This is a genomic window from Amycolatopsis sp. NPDC052450 (assembly GCF_044547565.1).
In the GTDB taxonomy this organism is placed as follows: domain Bacteria; phylum Actinomycetota; class Actinomycetes; order Mycobacteriales; family Pseudonocardiaceae; genus Amycolatopsis.
Genome location: NZ_JBIUAQ010000032.1, coordinates 36,545 through 60,534, shown reverse-complemented (window position 1 = coordinate 60,534; position 23,990 = coordinate 36,545). Strand labels below are relative to the sequence as shown.

Genomic DNA, 23,990 nt, shown 5'->3' with positions numbered 1-23,990 from the left:
CGCACCCCCGCTCACCGCGTGCGGTCGTAAACGAGCGCCATCTCCCCCAGTTCCCCGACCTCCTGATACGCCAGCGTCCACTTCGACGCGGGCAGCCCGTCGACGAACAGGCGTTGCCCGCCGCCGGTGATCTCGGGGCAGATCATCAGGTACAGCCGGTCGATCAGGTCGTCGGCGAGCAGGGCCTTGATGACGCTGGCGCTGCTGTTGACCAGGATGTCGCCGTCTCCGTTCGCCTTCAGGCCGGCGATGACGTCGGCGGCGGGGGCGTTCACGACGCGGGCGCGGTCCCAGGGCGCTTCGGTCAAGGTCGTGGAGAGGACCACCTTTTCGGCGTCCGTGAGCCACTTCGCGTAGGCGCGGTCGCGGGGATCGGCGTTCTCGTCGGCGGCGACGGCCGGCCAGAAGCCGAGGAAGCCCTCGGCGTTCAGTCTGCCGAGCACCGCGGTGGTCGCCTTTTCGTGGATGCGGGCGAGGTGGGCGCGGGCGACGTCGGTGGTGGCGTACGAGACGATCGCGCCCATGTCGCCGGGGCCGCCGGGGCCGCTGTAGTGGCCGTCGAGGGTGAGGCTGATGTTCGCGGTGACGCGGCGGGCCGGGTTCGTCATGTCGTTCAGTCCTTTTCTCGGGTGATCTGAGCTGCGAGGTTGTCGAGCACCTGGCTCCAGCCGGTTTCGATGCCGGCGATGAAGGGGACGGCCTCGACGGTGGTTTCGGTGATGCGCAGGTCGAGGCGGAGCCGGGTCCCGCCCGGCGCCTCGGTGAACTTCAGGTCGTAGTGACCGGTGAAGAAGGTGTCCCCTTTGGCGTCCAGCACCGAGAGGTCGAACTCGAGGTGTTCGGGTTCGGTCGCGGCGCGGACCTCGCCCGCGGAGCGGTATCGCCCTTCCGCGTCGCGGTAGTCGAGCACGGCTCGGCCGCCCGTCCACGGCTCGATGACGCAATCCGTGACGGTCATCGAAGGCGGCGCCCACCAGGAGGCGAGCAGTGCCGGCTCGGTCCAGTGCCGCCAGACGTCGTCGCGCGGCGCGGCGAGCAGACGGTCGAACGCGAACGCTCGTCCGTCCGCCCACCGGTCCTGGCTCGCGGAGGCGGTGTCCGCGGAGATCGCGGCCTGATAGCGCGTGAGGACATCACGCTCGCCCTCGTTCGCTTCGATGGTCTCGATCAGCGCCCGCATCCGGCTTCCGAAGTCCTTCAGCGGGCCCGCTTCGACCGCGTAGACGCGACGTTGCCCGAGCGGGAACACCGTCACGAGACCGACGCGGGCGAGGGTCTGCAGGTGCTTGGTGGTCTGCGGTTGCCGCAGACCGGTCAGCTCGGCGAGCTCACCGACGGACCGGGGCCGCTCGGCGAGAAGCTCGACGATGCGCCACCTCGCTCCGTCTCCCAGTGCTGCTGCGATCTGCTCCATGCCGAGAAGTATTCACTCGGCAGAATATTCTTGTCAAGGAATATCTTCGCGATGGAACTCCAGCAGGCTGCGTTGCTCGGTCAGCGTGGAGACGGAGTCGAGGACCAGGCCGTGTGCGGCGGCGAGCTCGCGAAGCTCGTCGAGACGCCGCTCGCGGCCGCCATAGAGGACGAGCATGGCCAGGTCCCACTCGGTCTGCGCGCCGATCCCGCCGACCGCCTCGATGACGAGGACCCGGCCGCCCGGCCCGGCCGCCTCGGCGCAGCGGGCCAGGATGCGGTGGGCGTGCTCGTCGTCCCAGTCGTGGAGGATGTCGGACAGCAGATACGCGTCCGCCCCGGCCGGGAGCGGATCGAAGAAGCTGGCCGCGGTCACCTCGGTCCGGTCTTCGAGGCCCTGCTCACGCAGTTCCTTTTCGGCGACGGCCGCGGTGGGCGCGAGGTCGACGAGATGGCCGCGCATCGCGGGGTTGGCCTTCAGGATCGCGGCCAGCAGGCTGCCATGACCTCCGCCGACGTCGACGATCGTGCCGAAGCGGGCCCAGTCGAAACCGGCGACGAGCCCCGGCACCTGCGTCAGGAACCGCTGCGTCATCTGCCGGTCGAACGTCTCCCGCAGGTGGGGATGCTCGGCGAGATCGGCCCAGAAATCCTGGCCGTAGCGGCGGATGTAGCCCGCTTGACCGGTGGCGACGCTGTGCGCGAGTTCGACGAACGCCAGATCGCCCCGCCCGCCGGCGGCGTTCATGTCCAGTAGCCCGGCGAGACCGTTTCCCGCGTCGGCACGCAGGTTCGCCCCGTAGCCGGTGGTGCGATAGCCGGTCGACGTCCGTTCGAGGACGCCGAGAGTGGTCAGGTGCCCCAGCAGCAGATCGAGCGCGAGTGGCGCTTGGCCGAGTTCCGCCGCCAGGTCACCGGCGGTCGCGCCGTCGCCGGACAGCCGGTCCGGCAGCCCGAGGGTGACCGCGACCCGCAGTGCCATCGGCGTCGCCAGCCCGGCCAGCCGCAGGAGATCGTTTCTGTCGTCGTGGTTCGTCACGAAGATCCACTGTGGCAGTGCGGTCAAGTCCGTTTACGGGGTCAGCGTCCGCCCCGTGAGGCCCGCGGTCTCGACGGCCTCGACGTAGCTCCGCGCGACTTCCGCCGCCGGGGTGCCGCCGCCCGGTTCGCCGAGCGCGGCGAGCGTTTCACTCACCCAGCCGGGGCTGACCGCGTTGACGCGCAGCCCGCGCGGCAGTTCGCGGGCCGCGGCGGCGACGAACGCTTCGAGACCGGCGTTGGTCAGGACCCCGAAAGCGCTGCCGCGCAACGTCTCCGGGATCCGGCCCGCGGTCACCGTGACCGAACCGCCGTCCGGCAGATACGGGACGGCGTGCCGCAGCAGGAACACCTGGCCGAGCAGTTTCCCTTGCAGGCCTTGGGTGAACTCTTCATCGGTGCCGCCGTCGACCGGCACCAGCGAGCCACTCCCCGCGCAGCACACGACGTGCTCGATACCCGGCTCGGCGGCGAAGAGCGCGTCGAGGGTGGCGGGCTGCTCGACGTCCACCTTGACTTCGCCGGAGCGGGACGCGGCGAGCACGGTATGCCCGCGTGCGGTGAGCGCTTCGGAGACCGCGGCCCCGATCGTCCCGGTGGCACCCACCACGAGGATCTTCATCTATGTCTTCCTTTCAAGGTCGGGTGCGAGGTTCCGTTTCATACGCCCGGTGCAGCGCCGCGACGAACGACGGCGCTTCCGGCAACGGCGTCGCGCCGATCCGGCGCACCGCGATCCCGGGCGTCCACGAGTTCATGACCACCGCGCCGCCGAGCCCCGGCAGGTCGGCGAGCGCGACCTCCTGGACCCGTTGCGGCACACCGAGCCCCTCCAGCCGCCGCTGGACGATGCCCATCGTCGTTCCCCGCAGCTGACCGGCTTCCGGCCACACCACCGTATCGCGATCCCAGAAGGCGAGGTTCCAGATCGTCGCCTCGCTCAACCGGCCCTGCCGGTCGACGAACGCCGCGTCGTCGAACCCTTCGCCGACGGCCTGACGCTTGAAGTACGTCTTCGCCATCTCGCCGGTGTGCTTGATGGCGGGGATGACGCGCTCGTGTTCGACGGCCGTCAGCTTCAGCGGACCCGCCGGGCCGGACGCCGGAGGACGGGTGCGCACGAGGACTTCGAGTTCACCCGGCAGGTGGATCGTCACGGTCAGGGAGACGTCCGCCGGGCCCGACTCGATCGCCTTGCGCACGTACGAGCGGATCAGGTCGTCGGGAAGGGCGTCGCCGAACAACTCCAGGGAGGCGGCCCGGAGCCGGTCCAGGTGCAGGTCGAGACCGCGGACCAGGCCGTCACGCACCTGCATGGCCGTGCAGTGGGCGAAGCCGGCGAAAGCGAGTGGCGCCAGGTCTTCGGCGGTCGCGGTCTCGCCGTTCCGCTGCGCGGCATAGGAACTCATGTCCGCACCGTAATCCGGTTGCGACCGCGGTGCCCCGGCGGCAGGATCCCGCGGGTGCCCGCTTCGCGTTCCGAATTGCCCCGCTGGCAGTTCGACCTGACCTGGTCGTTGTTCGAGTACCACCTCGCCGCCCTCGAACCGGCGGACTTCCGTTGGGAGCCCTCGGCCCTGTGCTGGACGGTGCGACCGGACGGCACTCCCGACTGGGCGGACACCGAACCCGACCCGATCCCGGTCCCCACGATCACCTGGCTCACCTGGCATATCGGCTGGTGGTGGAGCGTCGCGCTGGACCACGCGAACGGGCGGACTCCGCGCGAGCGCGAGGAAATCACCTGGCCCGGCGAAGAATCCGCCATCGAATGGCTGCGCGGACTTCGCGAGGAATGGCTGGCCGTCTTGGATCGCGTGACCGACGCCGACCTGGACGCGCCCTCCGCCTATCCGTGGGGTGAGGACGCCGGGCTGACCTTCGCCCACACCGTCGCCTGGGTGAACTCCGAGCTGATGAAGAACGTGTCCGAGATCGGGCAGCTCAGGTTGCTGCGGCTCAGCGCGACGTGATGCCGGGAATGGACTTCAGCTCGCCAAGGAGCATCGAACTGACGGCCACCGGATAGTCGTCGAGCGCGTACACCGTCCCGGCGAGCTCCACCCGGACCGGAGTCTTTCCTTGATGTGCCAGCAAAGCCTGCCTCAATTCGAGAACGGCGTCCTCGGTCAGCCGCTCGGCGGTCGCGTGCAGGGTCAGTGGCGGCTCTCCGTCTTCCGCCGCCGAAAGATCGAGCGGGACGAGGCCGCCGCCGAATACGGACATCTTGTCCTCCCGCCAGTTCACCCGGCCGCTCACGCGGACGGCGTTGTCCTCGGCGAGATCCGCCGCGAACAGCGCGTACGCCTTGGGAAAGAACAGCACTTCGAGCGCCGCGTCGAGATCCTCGATCGTGCAGATGGCCCACGGCTCGCCCTTCTTGTTCACCCGCCGCTCCAGCGACGTGATGAGCCCGGCGACGACCACCTCGCCTTCCCGCGGCGGATTGTCGAGGATCGCCGCGATCGGGCGGGGCGCGTGCCCGCGCAGGACGCGTTCCGCCCCGTCGAGCGGATGCGCGGACACGTACAACCCGAGCATTTCCCGTTCGTGGGCGAGCAGTTCCTTGCGCGGCCACTCTTCGGCACCCAGCTTGAGATGCGCGAGCGGTGAGGTGTCTTCTTCGCTCTCCTCGCCCGAGCCGAAGAGGTCGAACTGGCCCATCGCCTGCTTGCGTTTCAACGGCACCACGGCGTCCACCGCGTCCTCGTGCACCCGCAGGATCGACAGCCGGGTATGCCCGAGCGAGTCGAACGCACCCGCCTTGGCCAGTGACTCGATGACCCGTTTGTTGCAGGCCACCAGCGCCGACTTGTCGAGGAAGTCGCCGAACGACGCGTATTTCCCCTTCTCCCGCCGTGTCGCGATGATCGATTCGACGACGTTCGCGCCGACGTTGCGCACCGCGCCCAGCCCGAACCGGATCGCGTCCCCCACCGCCGAGAACCGGAGCCCCGATTCGTTGACGTCCGGCGGCAGCACCTTGATCCCCAGCCGACGGCATTCCGAGAGGTACACCGCCGACTTGTCCTTGTTGTCCCCCACCGAAGTCAGCAGGCCTGCCATGTACTCGGCGGGATAATTCGCCTTCAGGTACGCGGTCCAATAGCCGACCAGGCCGTAGCCCGCGGCGTGGGACTTGTTGAACGCGTACCCGGCGAACGGCAGGATCGCGTCCCAGAGCGCCTGCACGGCATCGAGGGAGAACCCGTTGGCGAGCATGCCGTCCCGGAATCCCTCGAACTCCTTTTCCAGTACCTCTTTCTTCTTCTTGCCCATCGCCTTGCGCAGCACGTCGGCGCGGCCCATGGAATAGCCGGCGACGTCACGCGCGATCCGCATGATCTGTTCCTGGTACACGATCAGGCCGTGCGTCTCGGCCAGGATCTCGCGCAGCGGCCCGGCCAGCTCGGGGTGGATCGACTCGATCGGCTGCCTGCCGTTCTTGCGGTCCGCGTAGTTGTTGTGCGTGTTCATCGCGATGGGGCCGGGGCGGTACAACGCGTTCACCGCGATGATGTCGCCGAATCCGGTCGGCCTCAGCCGGCGTAGCAGATCCCGCATCGCGCCGCCGTCGAGCTGGAAGACGCCGAGACTGTCACCGCGGGCGAGCAGTTCGTAGGTCGCCGGATCCTCGACGCCGAGCGTGTCGAGGTCGATCTCCTCGCCGCGGTTGGCCTTGATGTTGTCGAGCGCGTCGCCGATGACGGTGAGGTTCCGCAAGCCCAGGAAGTCCATCTTCAGCAGGCCGATGGCCTCGCACGACGGGTAGTCCCAGCCGGTGATGACCGCGCCGTCGTCCCGCCGCCACAAGGGGATCGCGTCGAGCAGCGGCTCACTCGACATGATGACGGCGCAGGCGTGCACCCCGGCGTTGCGGATCAGTCCTTCGAGCCCGCGCGCGGTGTCGAAGATCTTGGCCGCCTCGCCGTCTCCTTCCAGCAGCGCGCGGACCTCCGCCGCTTCGGCATAACGCTCGTGGCCGGGCTCCACGATCCCCGCCAGCGGGATGTCCTTCGCCGCGACAGGCGGCGGGAGCGCCTTGGAGATCCGGTCCGCGATCGCGTAGCCGCTCTGTCCATAGTGGACGCGGGCGGAATCCTTGATCGCCGCCTTCGTCTTGATGGTACCGAAGGTGATCACCTGGGCGACGTGCTCGGCGCCGTACTTGTCGGTGGCGTACCGGATCATCTCGCCGCGACGACGGTCGTCGAAGTCCATGTCGATGTCCGGCATGGAGACCCGTTCGGGATTGAGGAACCGTTCGAAGAGCAGCCCGAGGTCGATCGGGTCCAGATTGGTGATGCCGAGCGCGTACGCCACGAGCGAGCCGGCCGCCGAACCGCGGCCGGGCCCGACGCGGATGCCGACGCGGCGGGCATGGTTCATCAGGTCCGCGGTGATCAGGAAGTACGCGGGGAAGCCCTTTTCGGCGATCACGCCGATCTCGAAGTCGGCACGGGCGAGGTAGGCGTCAGGAACGCCGTCCGGCAGGCGGCGGCGAAGCCCGGCCGCGACCTCTTCGCGCAGCCAGGATTCCTCGTCGTGTCCCTCGGGGACCTCGAAGGCCGGCATGCGGTCGACGTGCCGGTAGACGTCGTCGTAAGGCTCGATCCGTTCGGCGATGAGCAGCGTGGAATCCGCCGCGCCCGGGACTTCCGTGTCCCAGTACCGGCGCATCTCCTCCGCGGACTTGAGGTAGTAGCCGTCGCCGTCGAACTTGAACCGGCCGGGATCGTCGAAGGTCTTGCCGGACTGGACGCACAGCAACGCGGAATGCGCCGCCGCCTGATCCTGGGTGACGTAATGCGAATCGTTGGTGGCCAACGGTTTCAGGCCGAGCCGACGGCCGATGTCGAGCAATCCGTCCCGCACGGACCGCTCGATCGGAAGACCGTGGTCCATCAGTTCCAGGAAGAAGTCGTCAGCGCCGAAGATGTCGCGGTAATCCGAGGCCGCCTGGATCGCCTCTTCCCGCTGGCCGAGCCGGAGCCTGGTCTGCACCTCGCCGGACGGGCATCCGGTGGTGGCGATGATGCCTTCGTGGTGCCGCGAAAGGAGTTCGCGGTCCATCCGGGGTTTGCGGTAGTAACCCTCCAGGCTGGCCAGCGAGGACAGTTTGAACAGGTTCCGCAGCCCTGTCGCGTTCTCCGCGAGCATGGTCATATGCGTGTAGGCGCCGCCGCCGGAGACGTCACCGCCGTCGCCACGCCGCCCCCAGGACACCGGCTTCTTGTGGAAGCGGGACTCGGGCGCGAGGTATGCCTCGATACCGATCACCGGTTTGAGCCCGGCCCGGACGGACTGCCGGTAGAACTCGTCGGCGCCGTACATGTTCCCGTGATCGGTCATGCCCACCGCGGGCATGCCGAGCCGATGGGCCTCCTCGAACAACGGCGCGATCTTGGCCGCGCCGTCGAGCATCGAGTATTCGGTATGAACGTGCAGGTGCACGAAGGAGTCCACCGGCCACTCCCCACGGTTGTACGATTCCGGTCCGACGCGGCGATTGGACCCAAGGCGCACAGGCGTTGTCCAACAAGCGACACGCGGCGATCGACAACCGGAAGTTGTAGGGGGAGACAGTGGAGCTGGACCTGGGCGCGGTGCGCGCGTTCGTCGCGGTGGCCGAGGACCGGTACTTCGGCGAGGCGGCGATCCGGCTGGAGGTCAGCCAGCAGGCGATCTCGAAGCGGGTCGCGAAGCTCGAAGCCGATCTCGGCGTACGTCTGCTGGCGCGGACACGCGGCGGCGCCGAGCCGACCGAAGACGGCGAGGAGTTCCTCAAACACGCTCGCGCGCTGATCAACCTGGCGGATCAGGCCGTCGAGCGGCTTCACGGCAGGCGCCGTCCCCTGCGTGTCGACGTCCTCGGCACGCGGCTGGCGACCATGGAGGTGATCCGGGCGTTCCACGCCGACCACGACGACGAACTGGAGCTGGTCACGCCCGGGCTGGGCGCGGTGCGCCGGTCGATGCTGCCCGAGACCGTCGATGCCGCCTTCGCGCGCGTCAGCACCGCGCCGGAACCGGGCATCGGCCGCACGCCCGCCTACCTGGAGCCGGCGAACCTGCTGGTCGGTCGGCGGCATCCGCTCGCGCGGCGGCGGCGGGTCGCGATGGCGGAACTCGACGGCATGACGGCGTGGATGCCCTACAACGCGCGGGCCAGCGAATGGGCGGAGTTCTGGCAGGAACTGTGCCCCGAGTTCGGCATCCTGGTCGACACCGACGGCCCGAACTTCGGGCTCGAACACCACATCGAGGTACTCGGCACGTCGAAGGACCGGCTGGGTTTCGTCGGCGCGAAGATGCACGTGCCCTGGCATCCGGACGTCGTCCAGATCCCGCTCGCCGACCCGACGCCGGTGTACCCGTTCTCCCTGCTGTGGCGGCACGAGAACCGGCACCCCACGCTGCCGCTGCTGATCGAGCACGTGCGGTCCGGGTACCGGCCGTTCGACCCGGAGCGGCAATGGCTCCCGGCGTCGGATCGGGAGGCGATGAGCGCGGGTCAGTGAGGTCGGCTCCGGGATCGGCGCGCCTTCACGGACGACGATGGAGGAATCGGGACACTGAACGTCCCACTTCCTCCATCGTCGTCCGTGAAGGCTCAGCCGACGATGTCGATCTCGAAGTCCACGTTCGAGCTGTACTCGAAGTCGGCCCACACCGCGCCCGGCAGGTGGTACCGCCGGTGCGAAACCGTCTTCGGGTTGAATCCGGGCGTCTGCATCGGATTCCCGCCGACTCCCACCTTGTCGCTGCCCCAGGCGTAGATGTTGCCCTGCCATACGGGTGCGTCGGTGATGCCGTCCCCGTCGACTCGCGGGCGGACGATGATCGCGGCCGTCTCGCTGCCGGAGAGCAGCAGCCGCACGGACGTGACGGACGGGCTGGCCGGAATGGTCCTGCGTTCCATGAGTTCTGTCGTCGCCTTCCGCTTCGGGGCGGCGCCGCCGCCGGTCAAGTGGGCGTTCGTGTAGGACTCGTTGAGGTCGACACTGCTCGCGCGGATGCCGGGCACCTGGCCGGCGTCCGAGTACTGGTGCACGTCGTAGTGGCCCGCGGCGGCATCCGGTTTGGCGCCGTAGCGCGCGATCCAGATGACGAGGTCCCGCACGCCGAATCGGTCCGGGCGCAGCATCTTGGCGAGCGAGTTGTTCAGGTAGATGCCTGGCCGGAACCCGTGTCCGGCCACGCGGTTGCAGAACCTGATCGAGAAGTCGCGCTTGCGCGCGTCGGGGATGTTCGGCGTCCCCGAACCGGGCGGGTTGTCCTCGAGGTCGAGCATCGGGACGCATCCGGTCGCCCCGAGCCGCCGGACCTCCGCGATGAACACGTCGGCCTGCGCCTCCGGCGACGGACTCGCCTGAGCGAAGTGGTAGCCGCCCACCGGGATCCCTGCGGATCTGGCTCCGGCCACCAGGGCATCGCCGGTGTTGCGGCCGCCGTTCGGCAATCCACCACCGTCGGTGAGCTTGACGAAGACGAACGTCACGCCATGATCCTTGACGGCCTGCCAATTGGTAACGGACTGAAAGCGGCTGTAGACATCTATTCCCAGCGCCATCGTTACAGCCTGGCGGGTGTACTGGTTGGGCAAAAGGGCCTAGTGGGCGATAACTGGTACGTCCGATTCGCCCTTTTGGGCGGCCACTCCTCGGCTGACGCGGCTCACCCGTACCCGTACTGTGACGACATGGCGTCTCGAAGCCCCTTTCGCTGGATGACCCGGTGGGCGGACTGGTTCGAAGAGCGCGGCGTCTACGTCCCCGGCGAGGAGAGCCGGGCGGTCGATCCGATGCGCGATTTCGGCTGGCTGATCGTGGCCTGGGTGTCCGGTCTGGCGATCTTCATCCTGTTCTTCGCCTTCGCCGTCTGACCGTCGCCGGTGTGCCACCGAGGTGACGACTGTCACTAGCCGTACCCTTCCGATCACGGATCGGCCACGGCTGTACACCAGGTGCGCCTCAACCCGGCCGTGCCGCTCCTCTCGGCTGCGGAAGACCGTCACTCTGGACTCTTCGGCACTAATACCTACCTCGAACGGCCCACTCGCACCTCCGACTGGAGTAACCGCACATGGCGCCCCCGCGCACCCCGAAGCTCTTGATCGCCGCCTGCTCACTGATGCTGGCGGCCGCCTGCGGGGTTCCGGCACCGGAAAAAGGGGCCGCCGCACTCGGCGCGGACGCCCCGAAGCAGGGAGTCGCCGCCACTCTCACGGAAGGTGATCTCGCGTTCGGTGCCCCGCATCGGTTCGCGACCGGGGTCACGATCTCCGTGTCCGCACCGAATTCGTTCCGTCCCAGCGCGTCGGCGTACCCGCAGAGCCCCCGCGCGGTGGCCTTCGGCATCGACGTGACGAACGCGGGCGACGGCACGTACCGGCTCTCCGGCCTGTCCGTCGCGGGCGAGATCGACGGGGAGACCACGGCGGTCAAACAGGTCGTCGACCCGGTGCAGGGCTACAACGGCGTCGCGGACGCCGGCAAGGACGTGGCGCCGGGCCGGTCGGTCCGGCTGAATCTGGCGTTCGCCGTTCCGGACAAGCCGGTGCGGCTGCGCCTCCAGGTGCGGCCGAGCCCCTCGGAGCCCGTCGCCGCGAAGTACTGCGGGAAGGTCTGACGCCGCCGGTTCGCTACCGTGTGCGTCATGACCGAGCAGCGACTCTCCCCCGGCGACAAAGCGCCCGACTTCACCCTCCCCGACAGTGAGGGCAACGACGTCAAGCTCAGCGACTTCCGCGGCGAATCGGTCGTCGTGTACTTCTACCCGAGCGCCGGCACGCCAGGCTGCACGAAGCAGGCGTGCGACTTCCGGGACAGCCTCGCGCAGCTCAACGACGCCGGTTACCGCGTGCTCGGCATCTCGCCGGACAAGCCCGCCAAGCTCGCGAAGTTCGTCGAGGCGGAAGGGCTGACCTTCCCGCTGCTGTCCGACACGGAAAAGACCGCGCTCAAGGCGTACAGCGCCTTCGGCGAGAAGAAGAACTACGGCAAGGTCTACGAAGGCGTCATCCGCTCGACGTTCGTCGTGGACCCCGAGGGCAAGATCGCCGTGGCGCAGTACAACGTGCGCGCCACCGGCCACGTCGCGAAGCTTCTCCGGGACCTTTCCCTGGCGTCCTGACGATGACGGGGCTGGAGGGACCCGCACTCAAACTGGGCGGCAGTATCGCCACGCACGCGGCGAAATCCTGGCTGCGACGACGGCGTAAGAAGACCGAGCGCGAGTCGAGCCTCGCCGAACTGGCGACCGACGAACTCAAGGGGCCGCTGGAGAAACGCAAGCTCGAGAACCTGGTGGAGACGATCGGCCTGCAGGTGGCCGAGGAGCTGAAGCCGGTTCTCACCGCACGGTTCTCGACACTGCCTGAGAACGAGATCACCGCGGCGTTCCTCGCTGTCGAGGACACGCTCGGCAAGGTCGATCTCTCCGATGAAGCCCTCTTGGCGGACGACGCCGACCCGGAACTCCTGGCCCGGCGCGTCCGCGAACAGTTCCCCGCTCGCTCGGCCCTGCTCGCCGAGCGGGCGGCGGACCTGTACGAACTGGCGCTGGACCAGGCATGCCGTCACCTCGTGCTGGTGGTGCGGCATCTGCCGTCGTTCCAGCCGGCAACGCTCGCCGAAATCTTGGGACGCCTGTCCCGCCAGTCGGACCAGCTGGACCAACTCCTCGCGCGGATCCCGAAAACGAGCCTCACCGCACCGACCGGGACCAACCATGACGAGGAGTTCCGGGCCGAGTATTTGAGCCTGATCGCGCGGAAGCTGGACAAGCTCGACCTGCTCGGGCTGACCAAGGACGACCAGCCAACGCTACCGCTGACGGTCGCCTACCTCAGCCTTTCCGTCTCCTCGGAAAGATCGCGCGACGACGACCGGCCGAAAGACTGGTTCGAGAAGCACCCCGGTCGCCGCGACGGCACGACGATGCGGGCGGAGAGCGCGATCGGCGAAGAGCATCGGATACTGGTCCGAGGCGAAGCGGGTTCCGGCAAGACCACCCTGCTGAACTGGCTCGCGATCAGCGCCGCGGGCAGCCGATTCACCGGGAAGCTGTCGTCCTGGAACGGATTCGTCCCGTTCCCGATCCGGCTGCGGAGCTTCACCTCCGGCGAGCTCCCCGGCGCCGAGCACTTCGTGGCCCACGCCGCCCCCACGCTCGCCGGACGCGCACCCGCCAACTGGGCGGACCGTGTGCTGCGAAGCGGGAAGGCGATGATCCTGGTCGACGGTGTCGACGAGGTCGAAGCGCCTCGCCGCCGGAAGGTCAAAGACTGGCTCCAGGAACTCGGGTTGACATATCCGGAGGCACGGTTCGTCGTCACCTCGCGGAGCGCGGCCGCCGACCATCGTTGGCTGTACCAGGAAGGCTTCGGTTCCGTTCTGCTGGAACCGATGAGTCCCACCGACATCCACGCCCTCGTCGACAAATGGCACGAGGCGGCCGTTTCGGTCCGCCCGGAAGAAGATCTCGACGGTGCACGGCGACGGCTGCTGAGCCAGCTGAACAACCGTCCACATCTGCGCACGCTCGCCTCGAGTCCGTTGCTCTGCTCGATGTTGTGCGCGTTGAACTGGGCGCACCGCTCGGAACTGCCGCGTGACCGGATGGACCTGTACCGCAAGGCGCTGTCGATGTTGCTGCACATGCGGGACACCGCGCGCAACATCACCGTCCTGCTCACCGAACAGCAGAAGCAGATCCTGCTCGGGCATCTGGCCTGGCGGCTCACCTCGGGCGGCAAGGTGGAACTGCCGAAGGACGAAGTCCTGGAGCACATCGCCTATCGGCTGCGCTGGCTGCCTCATGTCGACCACAGCCCCGAAGAAGTCTTGGCGCATCTCCTCGAACGCAGCGGAGTCCTGCGAGAACCGGTGAGCGGCCGGGTGAACTTCGTGCACCGGACCTTCCAGGAGTTCCTCGCCGCCAACGAAGCCACCGAGGCACGCTATCTGGACACCCTGATCGCGAACGCGCATCGGGACACCTGGCGCGAGACCGTGATCATGGCCTGCGGTCACGCCAAACACCATCAGGCCGACAAGCTGCTCACCGAGATCCTCGATCGCGCCGAAGCCGAGTCACGGCACACCCGTCGCTTGCGGCTGCTCGCGGCGGCCTGCTTGGAAACCGTCAGCAACGTCGATCCGGCGGTGATCGAACGGGTCGAACAGGTCATCCGAGTACATCTCGTCCCGCCACGCGACCTTCGCGAAACCCCGTCTCTCGCGTCTGTCGGCCCCCGGCTCCTGCGCTATCTCCCGGAAACCATCGACGGGCTCAGCGACGCGGCCGCCGCCGCGACCGTCCGGGCGGCCACGCTCACCGCGGGCGACGACGCTCTCCCGCTTCTGCGCACCTACGCCCGGGACGACCGGGAGGGAGTCCAAGAGCAACTCAGTGAGGCATGGCAATACTTCGACCCGGAACGGTTCGCCAAAGAAGTCCTCGCCGATTCACCCTTGCGGAAAGGAAAAGCGCGGGCTCGCGCCGGCAGGCTGGTTCCCCATGCGAAGCTGCTTCACCATCTCACTCATCTCTCGGTGGATCTGCCCACTTCGGAGGAACACGTCGACCTCGGGTTGATTTCCGGAGCGCCTGCCCTGCGCGAGCTGGACATCACCTTCGACGACAAGACGGTCGTGGACTTGGCGCCACTGGCGGAACACCCGGAGCTGACGAAAATCAGCCTGCTCTTCGCGAAGAAATACACGGGTCTGCGAGTCCTGAAGTCCTTGGAGAAGCTCGAAGAACTGACACTCTTTCGCGACACACCGTGGCGAGGGCTCGACGCGATCGGGAAGCTGTCACAGGTGAGAGACCTGTCTCTCGACCGGTTGCAGTCGGTCCCCAGTCTCGACGCACTCGCGTCGATGAAATCACTCAAAAGCTTGTCGATATGGGAATGCTCCGCGCGTACCCTTCGGGCGACCCGTCAACTGCCCGACATCGATGATCTGGCGATATACGCGAACGAAAGTTCAGGAATCACTCCACAGATTCTCGCTGAAACCTTCCCGCGGTTGAACCATCTCAGGCTCAGTTCCATGATGACAGGCGACATCGCCTGTTTGGCCGACTTGCCTCTGATCGCACTTCACATCACTTTGTGCAGGCGGACTGATCTGCGACCACTCGCCGCGCATCCCACGTTGAAGTACTTGGCCGTGGTGGCCAACAAGACCTTACTGGACGTCAGCCCGCTGGCGGAGCTGGAAATAACTCTTCACCTGCGCCATGCGGGCAAAGTGACCGGCCTGGACGAACTCGGCCCCGGCGTGACGGTGATCCGCTGACGAGTCGTGAGTGACGTTTCGGGTCAGAACCCGAAACGCCACCCACGACCAGCTCAACCAGCCAGCTTCCGAAGCTCTCCCAGCAACGCCCGCAACGCCTTCCCCCGGTGCGAAGCTTCGTCCTTTTCGGACGGTTCCAGCTCAGCCGAAGTCCGCGTCCCACCCTCGGGCACGAAGATCGGGTCGTAGCCGAATCCGTTGGCACCCCGGCGTTCCCGGATCAGTGTGCCGCGCCATTCCCCGCGTACGACGGTTTCGTCGCCACCGGGGACGACGAGCGCGGCCGCGCAGACGAAGGCCGCGCCCCTGCGCTCGTCGGGGGTGTCGGACAGCTGCGCCAGGACGAGGTCCAGGTTCGCCTCGTCGTCGCCGTGTTTGCCCGACCAGCGGGCCGAAAGCACGCCCGGCATGCCGTTGAGCGCGTCGACGGAGATGCCGGAGTCGTCGGCGATGGCCGGGAGACCGGTCGCGGCGGCCGCGTCCTGCGCCTTCGCGAGCGCGTTGCCTTCGAAGTCCGGAGCGGTTTCGGGCGCTTCGGGGAACTCGGGGACGTCGGCGAGTCCGATGACCTCGATGCCCTCGATCCCCTCCGCCACCAGGATGCGCCGGAGTTCGCCGAGCTTCTTCGCGTTGCGGGTGGCGAGAAGCAGCTTGGTCACTTCGCGCCCTTCTTCTTGTCCGGGCGCGGCTCGGGAAGCTCGCCGGGATACGGCAACGCGAGGGCTTCGGTCTGGAGCCGGGTCAGCTCTTCGCAACCCGCGAGCGCCATGTCCAGCATCGTGTCCAAAGTGGACCGCGCGAAGGTGGCGCCCTCACCGGTGCCCTGCACCTCGATCATGGTGCCCGCGTCGGTGGCGACGACGTTCATGTCGACCTCCGCGCGCGAGTCCTCTTCGTACGGCAGGTCGAGGCGCACACGGCCGTCGACGACGCCCACGCTCACCGCCGCGACCGAGGCCGAAAGCGGCTGCGGGTCGGCGAGGCGGCCCGCAGCGCCGAGCCAGGTGACGGCGTCGGCGAGTGCGACGTAGCCGCCGGTCACCGCGGCCGTGCGGGTGCCGCCGTCGGCCTGGATGACGTCACAGTCGATGACGATCGTGTTCTCCCCCAGCGCCGCCAGATCGATGCAGGCGCGCAGGGACCGGCCGATCAGCCGGGAGATCTCGTGCGTGCGGCCGCCGACGCGGCCTTTGATGGATTCGCGATCGCTGCGGGTGTTGGTCGCCGACGGCAGCATCGCGTACTCGGCGGTGACCCAGCCGAGGCCGGAGCCTGCCCGCCAGCGGGGGACGCCTTCGGTGACACTCGCCGCGCACAGCACCCGGGTGTCGCCGAACTCGATCATCACCGAGCCCGCGGGCCACCGCTGGAAGCCGCGGGTGATCTTGATGTCGCGAAGCTGGTCGTCGTTCCTGCCGTCTTTTCTCGCCACGGCCGCCACTCTAGAACCCCGCGTCAGAGGTCGTAGACGGCGCCCTGCTCGACCAGCTCGGCCTCGGGGAACGCGATGGCCGCCTCGGCGAGGACCACGTCGCGGTCGGTCCAGGGCGCGACGTGGGTGAGCAGCAGCCGCCCCACCCCCGCCTTACGGCCCAGCTCTCCCGCTTCCTTGCCGGACAGATGGACGCCCGGAGGCCGGTCGGGCGAGTCGGTCCAAGACGCTTCGGACAGCAGAACGTCGGCGCCGCCGGCGAGGTCGGTCAAGGTGTCGCAGACGCCGGTGTCACCGGTGTAGGCGAGTGTTTTGCCGCCGTGCGAAACGCGCAGGCCGAACGCCGGGGTCGGATGGTCGACCGGGACCGCGGTGACCTCGAACGGCCCGATCTCCATGGTGCTTTCCCGCAGGACGTCGAAGGCGAAGACGTCGGAGAGATCGGTGGTCGCCCGCTCCGCCTCGTTCGCCGCGTAGGCGTGGGCGAGCCGCTCGTGCACATCCGAGGGCCCGTACACCGGCAGCCGTCGCGGCCTCGCCGGATACGGCAGCTCGGGGTGGTAGCGCCGCAGCACGGTGAGCGCGCTGACGTCGGCGCAGTGATCGGGATGAAGGTGAGAAAGGATCAGCGCGTCCAGATCGAACGGGTCGCGCAGGGCCTGCAACCTGGCGAGCGTCCCGTTGCCGAGTTCGAGCCCCAGGACGAACCCGTCCGCCTCGATCAGATAGCCGGACGCGGCGGCGTTGGGCCCGGGGATGCTGCCGGAGCAGCCGAGGATCGTGAGACGCACTGTGACACCTTAAGCACGGAATCGGCGTTTTTACGCGCTGGTGGGAGCCAGCACACCCGGAGCGAAACCCATGAACCGCTGAGCGAGCCTCGTGAACGGCTCGGCGGATCCGGTGGCGACGAACTCGTGCCGCGGCGGGGTGTCGCGCTCGGCCAGGAGGTCGGCCTCGGTGAGGACGCGCACGAGGTCACGCGCGGTTTCCTCGGCGCTGGACACCAGCGTGACGTCCTGGCCCATGACGATCTGCAGCACCCCGGACAGCAACGGGTAGTGCGTGCAGCCCATGACCAGCGTGTCGACCTGCGCGTCCAGCAGTGGTTCCAGATAGCCCTGCGCGAGCCCCAGCACCTGGCGCCCGGTGGTGATCCCGCGTTCGACGAAGTCCACGAACCGCGGGCACGCGACGCTGGTGATCTCGACGTCCTGTGCGGCGTTGAAGGCGTCGTCGTAGGCGCGGGACCGGACGGTGCCCTCGGTGCCGATCACCCCGATGCGGCCGGAACGCGTGGCGGAAACGGCCCGCCGCGCGGCCGGGAGGACGACCTCGATCACGGGGACGTCGTAGCGCTCCCTCGCGTCGCGAAGGCAGGCGGCGGAAGCCGTGTTGCACGCGATGACCAGCGCCTTCACCCCGCCGTCGACGATGTCGTCCAGTGCTTCCAGCGCGTACTGGCGTGCCGTCGCGATGGGAAGCGGACCGTACGGGTTGCGGGCGGTGTCGCCGACGTAGCGCAACTGCTCACCGGGCAACTGCTCCAGGATCGCCCTGGCGACGGTGAGCCCGCCCACTCCGGAATCGAAGACGCCGATCGGGGCGTCGGCGCTCGGCTTGGTCACCCGGCGAGGCTACCGGGACCGGTCGCCTTCCTGGCTTGGGACCTGTCCATCCGCGCCATCACCCAGGCCGCGAAGACCCCGGACAGCGCGCCGAACAGGTGGCCCTGCCAGGAGACGTTCGGAGTGCCCGGAAGCAGGCCCCAGAGCATCCCGCTCCAGATGCCCAGCAGCACCACGGCCACCAGGATCTGCCCGACAGCGCGGTTGAAAATGCCGCGGACCAGCAGGAACGCGAGCCAGCCGAAGGCGACGCCCGAAGCGCCAACGGTCACCGTGCCGCTCGGCGCGATCAGCCAGACGCCGACGCCGGAGAGCACCCAGATGATCGCGGTGACCAGCACCCACCGGCCGATGCCCGCGGACATCGCGAGGAAGGCGAACACCAGCACCGGGACGGTGTTGGAGAACAGATGCCCCCAGCCCGCGTGCAGCAACGGCGCCCAGATCACGCCGTCGAGATCGGAGATCTCACGGGCGACGATGCCGCCGCTCTGGTCGAGGTCGGCGGGCAGCACGACGTCGACCAGTTCGACCAGGTAGAGGAGCGCGGTGAAGGCCAGCGCGACGATCGCGGCGGCCTTCGGGTTCGGCGGCAGGACGCGTTTGGCCGGGTCCGTACCGGGCTCGCTCGCCGGGACCGGCTGGGGAGGCAAAGGGGTCACCTCCCCAGGCTACGACGGCGAGCGGCGGGATCGCCTCCGTGAGAACCCTGAATTGTCGGTGGGGGCCGCTACCGTCGAGCACATGGGGACTTCTTCTTCCGAGCACGTCGACGTGCCCGCCTACCTCGCGCGACTCGGCCTCGAGCAGGAGCCGCCGGGCCTCGACGCGCTTTTCCGGCTCCACGCGGCGCATGTGGAGCGGGTGCCGTACGAGGATTTCGAGGTCCAGCTCGGCCGGGTGACCTCGCTGGATCCCGCGGTGTCGTTCAGCCGGATCGTCACCGGTCGCGGCGGCTACTGCTATCACCTCAACGGCGCGTTCTCGGCGCTGCTGCGGGCGCTCGGTTACCAGGTCACCCGGCATCCGAGCGGGGCGCAGCTCCCGGGAGATCCCGCCGGGATCCACCTCAACCACCTCGCGCTGACGGTGACCGGGCTGCCGGAGACTCCCGAGGTCGGCTGGCTGGTCGACGTGGGGCTCGGGGACGGCATCCACGAGCCGCTCCCGCTGCGTGAAGGCGAGTACAAACAGGGGCCGCTGGTGTTCCGCATACGGGCTTCGGACGTCACGCCCGGCGGCTGGCGCTTCGACCACGATCCGCAGGGCAGTTTCATCGGGATGGATTTCGCGCCGGAGGCGGCCGTGATGGCGGACTTCGCCGAAAAGCACGTCGAGCTGTCCACGTCCGCGGAGTCCGGCTTCGTCCGCACGCTGGTGTTGCAGCGGCGCGACGCCGAGGGCGTGGATTCGCTGCGCGCGCTGACCTTGAGCGGTCTGCCGGGCGGCAAGACGGTGCTGGAGTCACCGGCCGAATGGTGGTCGGCGATCGAGGACGTCTTCGGCGTGCCTCGCGCCGGTTTCACCGGTGAAGAACAGGACAGGCTGTGGCGGCAGGCCGTCTCCCAGCACGAGCGTCACACCGCCGGAGGGAGTGAGGCCTCGCCCAGCGCGTAATCCACGGCCGCTTCGGCGTGCAGCCTCGTGGTGGGGAAGGTGGGCACCGGGCTGTCTTCGGGACCGACGAGCAACTCGATCTCGGTGCACCCGTAGACGACGCCTTCCGCGCCCGCCTCGACAAGCCTCGCGATGACCTCGCGGTACCGCTCACGGGAGCCCTCGGTGACGACGCCGTGGACGAGTTCGTCGTAGATGACCCGGTGCACCGTCTCGCGGTCTTTCTCGTCCGGGACGAGCACGTCGAGGCCGTGCGCGGCGAGACGTTCGCGGTAGAACGGCTGGGCCATGGTGAAACCGGTGCCCAGGAGTCCGACCCTTTTGATGTCGCCTGCCTTGATCGCGGCGGCCGTGGTGTCGGCGAGGTGCAGGAGCGGGATACCCAGGCCGTCCGTGAGCCGGTCGGCGACCTTGTGCATCGTGTTGGTGCAGAGGACCACGAAGTCCGCTCCGGCGGCTTCGAGGCCGCGGGCGGCCGTGTTCAGTTCCCGCCCGGCCTCGTCCCAGCGGCCTTCGGCCTGCATCGCTTCGATTTCGGCGAAGTCCACGGAGTACAGCACGGTGCGCGCGGAGTGGTAGCCGCCGCGCAGCTCACGGACGCGCTCGTTGACCAGCCGGTAGTACTCGGCCGACGATTCCCAGCTCATCCCGCCCAGCAGCCCGATGACCTTCATGCCCGCCATCGTGCCAGCGCCCCGCTGCAATGAAGGGGCCTTTCATAGCAAATTTTGCTATGAAAGGCCCCTTCATTGCAGTCGCGATCGTTGCGGCCGCGCGTCGGCCCCAAATGTGATGAAAGGGTCGTTCAGGACAAAAAACGTCCTGAACGACCCTTTCATGACATCCCGAAAACCAGAGTCAGGCCCAGAGCTGCCCGTCGAGCCTTTCGGCCGCTTCGTCGAGCGAGCCCGAGTACGCGCCCGTCGAGAGGTACTTCCACCCCGCGTCGGCGACCACGAAGGCCACGTCGGCGGGCTTGCCCGAAGCGGCGGCCTTCTCGGCGACGGCCAGCGCCGCGTGCAGCACGGCGCCGGTCGAGATCCCCGCGAAGATGCCTTCGTGCTCCAGCAGCTCGCGTGTCCGGCGAAGCGCGTCGTACGCGCCGACGGAGAACCGGCCGTTGAGCACGCTCGCGTCGTAGAGCTCCGGGACGAAGCCCTCGTCGAGGTTCCGCAGGCCGTACACCAGCTCGCCGTAGCGCGGTTCGGCCGCGATGATCTGCACGTCCGGCTTCGCCTCGTGGAGGTAACGCCCGACGCCGACCAGGGTGCCGGTGGTGCCGAGGCCGCCGACGAAATGCGTCAGCGTCGGCAGGTCCTTGAGCAGTTCGGGCCCGGTGCCGCGGTAGTGCGCGTCGGCGTTGGCCGGGTTGCCGTACTGGTAGAGCATGACCCATTCCGGGTTCGCCTCGGCGAGTTCCTTCGCGCGGCGCACGGCCTCGTTGGACCCGCCGGCGGCCGGGGAGAAGACGATCCGCGCGCCGTACGCCTGCAGCAGCTGCTTGCGTTCGGTGGAGGTGTTCTCCGGCATCACGCACACCAGCCCGTAGCCCTTGAGCTTCGCGGCCATGGCGAGCGAGATCCCGGTGTTGCCGGAGGTCGGCTCCAGGATCGTGGAGCCGCGCCGGAGGATGCCTTCACGCTCGGCGGCCTCGATCATCGCCAGCGCGGGGCGATCCTTGATCGAGCCGGTCGGGTTGCGGTCCTCCAGTTTCGCCCACAACCGCACGTCGTGGGTGGGCGAAAGCCGGGGAAGACCGACCAGCGGGGTGCCGCCGAGCGTGTCGAGCAGCGACTCGTAGCGAGCCATCGATCAGCCACCGGCCACGGCGGGCAGGATGGTCAGGGTGTCGCCGTCCTTGACTTCGGCTTCGAGGCCGCCGGAGAAGCGGACGTCCTCGTCGTTGACGTAGACGTTGACGAACCGGTGCAGCTTCTCTTCCTTGACCAGGCGGGCCTTGAGGCCGCCGTGGCGGGACTCGATGTCGTCGATCACCTCGAGCACGGTCTTGCCGGTCGCCTCGACGGACTTCTCGCCGCCGGTGTGCGTACGCAGGATGGTCGGGATGGACACGGTCACGGCCATGGTTTTCTACCTCCGGTGGGTTCTCTGCTACGCAGACGTTCGGTCCGGGCCGGGTTATTCCCGGGGCCGGGTTCAGCCGATGATCTCGACGGGCTCCTCGGTGATCTCCCCGTCCACGATCCGGTACGACCGGAACTGATGCGAATCGGGGTCCTTCGTGGAAACGAGCACGTAGTGCGCGTCGGGTTCCGAGGCGTACGAGACATCGGTGCGGGACGGGTAGGCGTCGGTCGCGGTGTGCGAGTGGTAGATGACCACCGGCACCTCGTCGTTGGCGTCCATCTCGCGGTAGAGCTTGAGCAGGTCACCCGAGTCGAACTCGTAGAACGTGGGCGAGCGCGCCGCGTTCAGCATCGGGATGTACCGCTCGGGGCTGTCCGATCCCTCGGGACCGGCGATCACCCCGCACGCCTCATCGGGATGGTCACGACGGGCATGGGCGACGATCTCGTCGACGAGTTCACGGCGGATCCGGAGCACGTCGCCCATCTTAGGTGCTGGACGGGGCGGGTCCATACTCTGAGATTGCCGCCACTCGGACCACGCCCGGTCAGGAGAAGGCTTCGGGCCAGACGTCGCGGTACGCGCGCATATCCCCGGCGGAAGTGGCGTTGAGCACGCCGTGCACCATCGCCCGCCCGAACACCCGCGCGGCCGCCGAGCAGAGCGTGTCCAGCACCATCGCGCGCCGGGTCGCCGCGACGGGCCCGGCGCCACCGGGCAGCTCCCGGTCACCGGTCGCCAGCGCGAACACCGTGTCGCCGTCGAACATCGTGTGCGCCGGGCGGACCGCCCTGGCGAGACCGTCTTGCGCGGCCACCGCGAGCCGTCGCGCCTCCGCCTTGGACAGCGCCGCGTCGACCGCGACCACGCCGATGGTCGTGTTGAGCCCCGACGCCTTCGCCTCGACATCGCCGGGCCGATCGGGCCAGCGGACGCCGAATTCGCCGTCGACCTCGTGATCCGCCGCGAACGCGCGGCCGGTCGAGAGGTCAACGGCCTCGCCGGCGGCGTTCACGGCGGCGACGACGCCGACGGTGAACTCCCCGACCTTCTCCGAAGCGGTCCCGATCCCACCCTTGAGTGATCCCGCCTTCGCCCCGGCGCCCGCACCGACGGTCCCCAGCCCGACCGGGCCGGCGACAGCCGCTTCACAGGCCTCATAGCCGAAAGAGGCGTCCGGCCGGTTTCCCCAGTCGCCGCGCGGCAGGTCGAACAGCACCGCGGCGGGCACGATCGGCACCACCTCGTGCGGTTCGGTCCCGACCGGGATGCCCAGGTTCCGCTCGGCGAGCCAGCGCATGACGCCGTCCGCCGCGGCCAGGCCGTACGCGCTCCCGCCGGACAGGCAGATCGCGTTGACGTGCTGGACCAGGTTCTCCGGCTCCAGCAGGTTGGTCTCGCGGGTGCCGGGCGCGCCGCCGCGCTGGTCGACGGCTCCGACGGCGCCGCCGGGGACCAGCACGACCGTCGTCCCGGTCGCCCAGCCGTCGCCGACCCGCTCGTGATGCCCGACCAGCACCCCCGGCACGTCGGTGATCATGACGTCAGTGACTGGATGAGGGTCTCCTGCACCCAGGTCAGCCAGTGGTAGACGCCGAGATGCGGCGCACGCGGATCGTCCTCGGGCAGCTCGTCGGGCATGTCTTCGGTGACGTCGAGCGCGGTGCCCAGCGCGAGCCGGACGTCGTTGAGCGCGCCGAGCCAGGCGTCGGCCTGCTCGAAGGTCAGCCGCACGTTCCCGCCGTCACGCGGCAGCGTGTCCAGCACGATCTTGGCGACGCCGACCTTCTTGTCCAGCAGTTCGGGCTCGTGGATCGACCGCATCGCGGCGGCCGAGTCGATGTCCTCGCGGGTCGGGTTGTCCGGGTCGAGCTTGTGGAAGTCCGGCAGCAACCGGGAAAGCACCGGATCGTCCGGCGATTCGGTCGGGCCCATCCGGATACCGGTCAGCTCGGCCAGCTCGTCCTGCGGCGCCTCCTCGGCGCGCGCGGTGAGCATGTCCTCCAGCTGGCTGACCAGACCGCGCAGGACCGCGGCCTCCTGTTGCTCGAACCCCGCGACGATGGTCTCGCCCTTGCGGCGCCATCCGTTCATGAAGGCTGCTCCATCGTCGCCCAGAGACCGGCGGCGTGGAGTTTCGCGACGTCGGTCTCCACCTTCTCCTTGGAACCGGAGGACACGATCGCCTTGCCCTTCTGGTGTACGTCGAGCATCAGCTTCGTCGCGTGGTCCCGGCTGTAACCGAACAGCTTCTGGAACACGTACGTCACGTACGACATGAGGTTCACCGGATCGTTCCAGACGACCGTCCGCCAGGGTTTGTCCTCAGAGACGACCTCTACTCCCTGTGGATCAACCTGCGTCTGCTCGGATGCGACAGGCGTGGACATGCACTCCATGGTGTCACGGGCCTGTTCCGGTATGGGCTGGCAGGTCCGGCCATGTGGGTGAATAGGCTGGTGC

26 protein-coding genes are annotated in these 23,990 nt (G+C 68.4%); 7 read left to right on the top strand and 19 right to left on the bottom strand.

Annotation, left to right across the window (positions count from 1 at the left end):
- Positions 1-11 precede the first annotated feature (11 nt).
- The 5 genes from ACIHAO_RS35490 to ACIHAO_RS35470 are packed head-to-tail and all read right to left on the bottom strand — an operon-like array spanning position 12 to position 3,860.
- Positions 12-608 (bottom strand): dihydrofolate reductase family protein, encoded by a 597-nt coding sequence (locus tag ACIHAO_RS35490; RefSeq protein WP_396565383.1) that lies wholly within the window; start codon positions 606-608, stop codon positions 12-14.
- 5 nt (positions 609-613) lie between these two features.
- Complete coding sequence (locus ACIHAO_RS35485; RefSeq protein ID WP_396565381.1) at positions 614-1,414, bottom strand: metalloregulator ArsR/SmtB family transcription factor; 801 nt, start codon at positions 1,412-1,414, stop codon at positions 614-616.
- Between the two features lie 33 nt (positions 1,415-1,447).
- Complete coding sequence (locus tag ACIHAO_RS35480) at positions 1,448-2,452, bottom strand: methyltransferase (RefSeq protein ID WP_396565379.1); 1,005 nt, start codon at positions 2,450-2,452, stop codon at positions 1,448-1,450.
- A gap of 33 nt (positions 2,453-2,485) precedes the next feature.
- Positions 2,486-3,073, bottom strand: a complete 588-nt coding sequence (locus tag ACIHAO_RS35475) for a short chain dehydrogenase (protein WP_396565377.1) — start codon at positions 3,071-3,073, stop codon at positions 2,486-2,488.
- Between the two features lie 13 nt (positions 3,074-3,086).
- Complete coding sequence (locus tag ACIHAO_RS35470) at positions 3,087-3,860, bottom strand: aminotransferase class IV family protein (protein ID WP_396565375.1); 774 nt, start codon at positions 3,858-3,860, stop codon at positions 3,087-3,089.
- Positions 3,861-3,914: 54 nt separating this feature from the next.
- Between ACIHAO_RS35470 and ACIHAO_RS35465 the strand changes: the two genes are divergently transcribed.
- Positions 3,915-4,424 (top strand): DinB family protein, encoded by a 510-nt coding sequence (locus ACIHAO_RS35465; protein WP_396565373.1) that lies wholly within the window; start codon positions 3,915-3,917, stop codon positions 4,422-4,424.
- Here ACIHAO_RS35465 and dnaE read toward each other — a convergent pair.
- Positions 4,411-7,917 carry a DNA polymerase III subunit alpha gene (gene dnaE / locus ACIHAO_RS35460; RefSeq protein ID WP_396565371.1) on the bottom strand — a complete coding sequence of 1,169 codons (3,507 nt, stop codon included), beginning with the start codon at positions 7,915-7,917 and terminating at the stop codon, positions 4,411-4,413. The genes ACIHAO_RS35465 and dnaE overlap by 14 nt on opposite strands.
- Before the next feature lie 119 nt (positions 7,918-8,036).
- Between dnaE and ACIHAO_RS35455 the strand changes: the two genes are divergently transcribed.
- Positions 8,037-8,972, top strand: a complete 936-nt coding sequence (locus ACIHAO_RS35455; RefSeq protein ID WP_396565369.1) for a LysR family transcriptional regulator — start codon at positions 8,037-8,039, stop codon at positions 8,970-8,972.
- Positions 8,973-9,064: 92 nt separating this feature from the next.
- Here ACIHAO_RS35455 and ACIHAO_RS35450 read toward each other — a convergent pair whose 3' ends face one another.
- Positions 9,065-10,024 (bottom strand): glycoside hydrolase family 25 protein, encoded by a 960-nt coding sequence (locus ACIHAO_RS35450; protein WP_396565367.1) that lies wholly within the window; start codon positions 10,022-10,024, stop codon positions 9,065-9,067.
- A 129-nt stretch (positions 10,025-10,153) separates the two neighbouring features.
- Here ACIHAO_RS35450 and ACIHAO_RS35445 point away from each other — a divergent pair, with 129 nt between their 5' ends.
- The 4 genes from ACIHAO_RS35445 (at position 10,154) to ACIHAO_RS35430 (ending at position 14,762) form a co-directional block, all read left to right on the top strand.
- Positions 10,154-10,336 (top strand): hypothetical protein, encoded by a 183-nt coding sequence (locus tag ACIHAO_RS35445; RefSeq protein ID WP_026466904.1) that lies wholly within the window; start codon positions 10,154-10,156, stop codon positions 10,334-10,336.
- A gap of 200 nt (positions 10,337-10,536) precedes the next feature.
- Positions 10,537-11,082: a hypothetical protein gene (locus tag ACIHAO_RS35440; RefSeq protein ID WP_396565365.1), complete on the top strand. Its 546-nt coding sequence runs from the start codon at positions 10,537-10,539 to the stop codon at positions 11,080-11,082.
- Between the two features lie 27 nt (positions 11,083-11,109).
- Entirely contained in the window at positions 11,110-11,586 is a 477-nt protein-coding gene (gene bcp, locus ACIHAO_RS35435) for a thioredoxin-dependent thiol peroxidase (protein WP_396565363.1), read from the top strand.
- A gap of 2 nt (positions 11,587-11,588) precedes the next feature.
- Positions 11,589-14,762, top strand: coding sequence for an NACHT domain-containing protein (locus ACIHAO_RS35430; RefSeq protein ID WP_396565361.1), 3,174 nt, complete (start codon positions 11,589-11,591; stop codon positions 14,760-14,762).
- Between the two features lie 53 nt (positions 14,763-14,815).
- On the opposite strand, the gene rdgB is transcribed toward ACIHAO_RS35430, so the two are convergent.
- Genes rdgB through ACIHAO_RS35405 form a run of 5 tightly spaced genes read right to left on the bottom strand, consistent with a single transcriptional unit; the run spans position 14,816 to position 18,475 of the window.
- Entirely contained in the window at positions 14,816-15,421 is a 606-nt protein-coding gene (gene rdgB, locus ACIHAO_RS35425; RefSeq protein WP_396565359.1) for an RdgB/HAM1 family non-canonical purine NTP pyrophosphatase, read from the bottom strand.
- Complete coding sequence (gene rph, locus ACIHAO_RS35420) at positions 15,418-16,194, bottom strand: ribonuclease PH (RefSeq protein WP_125785069.1); 777 nt, start codon at positions 16,192-16,194, stop codon at positions 15,418-15,420. The genes rdgB and rph overlap by 4 nt, the downstream gene beginning before the upstream one ends.
- Positions 16,195-16,217: 23 nt before the next feature.
- On the bottom strand, positions 16,218-16,985 hold the full coding sequence (locus ACIHAO_RS35415) for an MBL fold metallo-hydrolase (RefSeq protein ID WP_396565356.1): 768 nt from the start codon (positions 16,983-16,985) through the stop codon (positions 16,218-16,220).
- A 30-nt stretch (positions 16,986-17,015) separates the two neighbouring features.
- Positions 17,016-17,822, bottom strand: coding sequence for a glutamate racemase (gene murI, locus ACIHAO_RS35410; protein WP_125785071.1), 807 nt, complete (start codon positions 17,820-17,822; stop codon positions 17,016-17,018).
- Positions 17,819-18,475 carry a rhomboid family intramembrane serine protease gene (locus ACIHAO_RS35405; protein WP_396565451.1) on the bottom strand — a complete coding sequence of 219 codons (657 nt, stop codon included), beginning with the start codon at positions 18,473-18,475 and terminating at the stop codon, positions 17,819-17,821. The genes murI and ACIHAO_RS35405 overlap by 4 nt, the downstream gene beginning before the upstream one ends.
- 91 nt (positions 18,476-18,566) lie before the next feature.
- On the opposite strand from ACIHAO_RS35405, the gene ACIHAO_RS35400 reads away from it, so the two are divergent.
- The gene (locus ACIHAO_RS35400) at positions 18,567-19,439 is read left to right on the top strand and encodes an arylamine N-acetyltransferase (RefSeq protein WP_396565353.1); all 873 of its coding nucleotides are present in this window, start codon (positions 18,567-18,569) and stop codon (positions 19,437-19,439) included.
- Here ACIHAO_RS35400 and ACIHAO_RS35395 read toward each other — a convergent pair.
- The 7 genes from ACIHAO_RS35395 to clpS form a co-directional block, all read right to left on the bottom strand.
- On the bottom strand, positions 19,400-20,113 hold the full coding sequence (locus ACIHAO_RS35395) for an aspartate/glutamate racemase family protein (protein WP_396565351.1): 714 nt from the start codon (positions 20,111-20,113) through the stop codon (positions 19,400-19,402). The two genes, ACIHAO_RS35400 and ACIHAO_RS35395, sit on opposite strands and share 40 nt — an antisense overlap.
- Positions 20,114-20,297: 184 nt before the next feature.
- Positions 20,298-21,248: a PLP-dependent cysteine synthase family protein gene (locus ACIHAO_RS35390; RefSeq protein ID WP_396565349.1), complete on the bottom strand. Its 951-nt coding sequence runs from the start codon at positions 21,246-21,248 to the stop codon at positions 20,298-20,300.
- Positions 21,249-21,251: 3 nt separating this feature from the next.
- Positions 21,252-21,524, bottom strand: a complete 273-nt coding sequence (locus tag ACIHAO_RS35385; RefSeq protein WP_005165659.1) for a MoaD/ThiS family protein — start codon at positions 21,522-21,524, stop codon at positions 21,252-21,254.
- Between the two features lie 72 nt (positions 21,525-21,596).
- A complete protein-coding gene (locus ACIHAO_RS35380) occupies positions 21,597-22,013 on the bottom strand; it encodes a Mov34/MPN/PAD-1 family protein (RefSeq protein WP_016336788.1) in 417 nt (138 codons plus the stop codon).
- Between the two features lie 61 nt (positions 22,014-22,074).
- Entirely contained in the window at positions 22,075-23,067 is a 993-nt protein-coding gene (locus ACIHAO_RS35375) for a P1 family peptidase (RefSeq protein WP_396565346.1), read from the bottom strand.
- Positions 23,064-23,621, bottom strand: a complete 558-nt coding sequence (locus ACIHAO_RS35370) for a DUF2017 domain-containing protein (RefSeq protein WP_396565344.1) — start codon at positions 23,619-23,621, stop codon at positions 23,064-23,066. The genes ACIHAO_RS35375 and ACIHAO_RS35370 overlap by 4 nt, the downstream gene beginning before the upstream one ends.
- Positions 23,618-23,917, bottom strand: a complete 300-nt coding sequence (clpS, locus tag ACIHAO_RS35365; RefSeq protein WP_005165655.1) for an ATP-dependent Clp protease adapter ClpS — start codon at positions 23,915-23,917, stop codon at positions 23,618-23,620. The genes ACIHAO_RS35370 and clpS overlap by 4 nt, the downstream gene beginning before the upstream one ends.
- Positions 23,918-23,990: the final 73 nt, after the last annotated feature.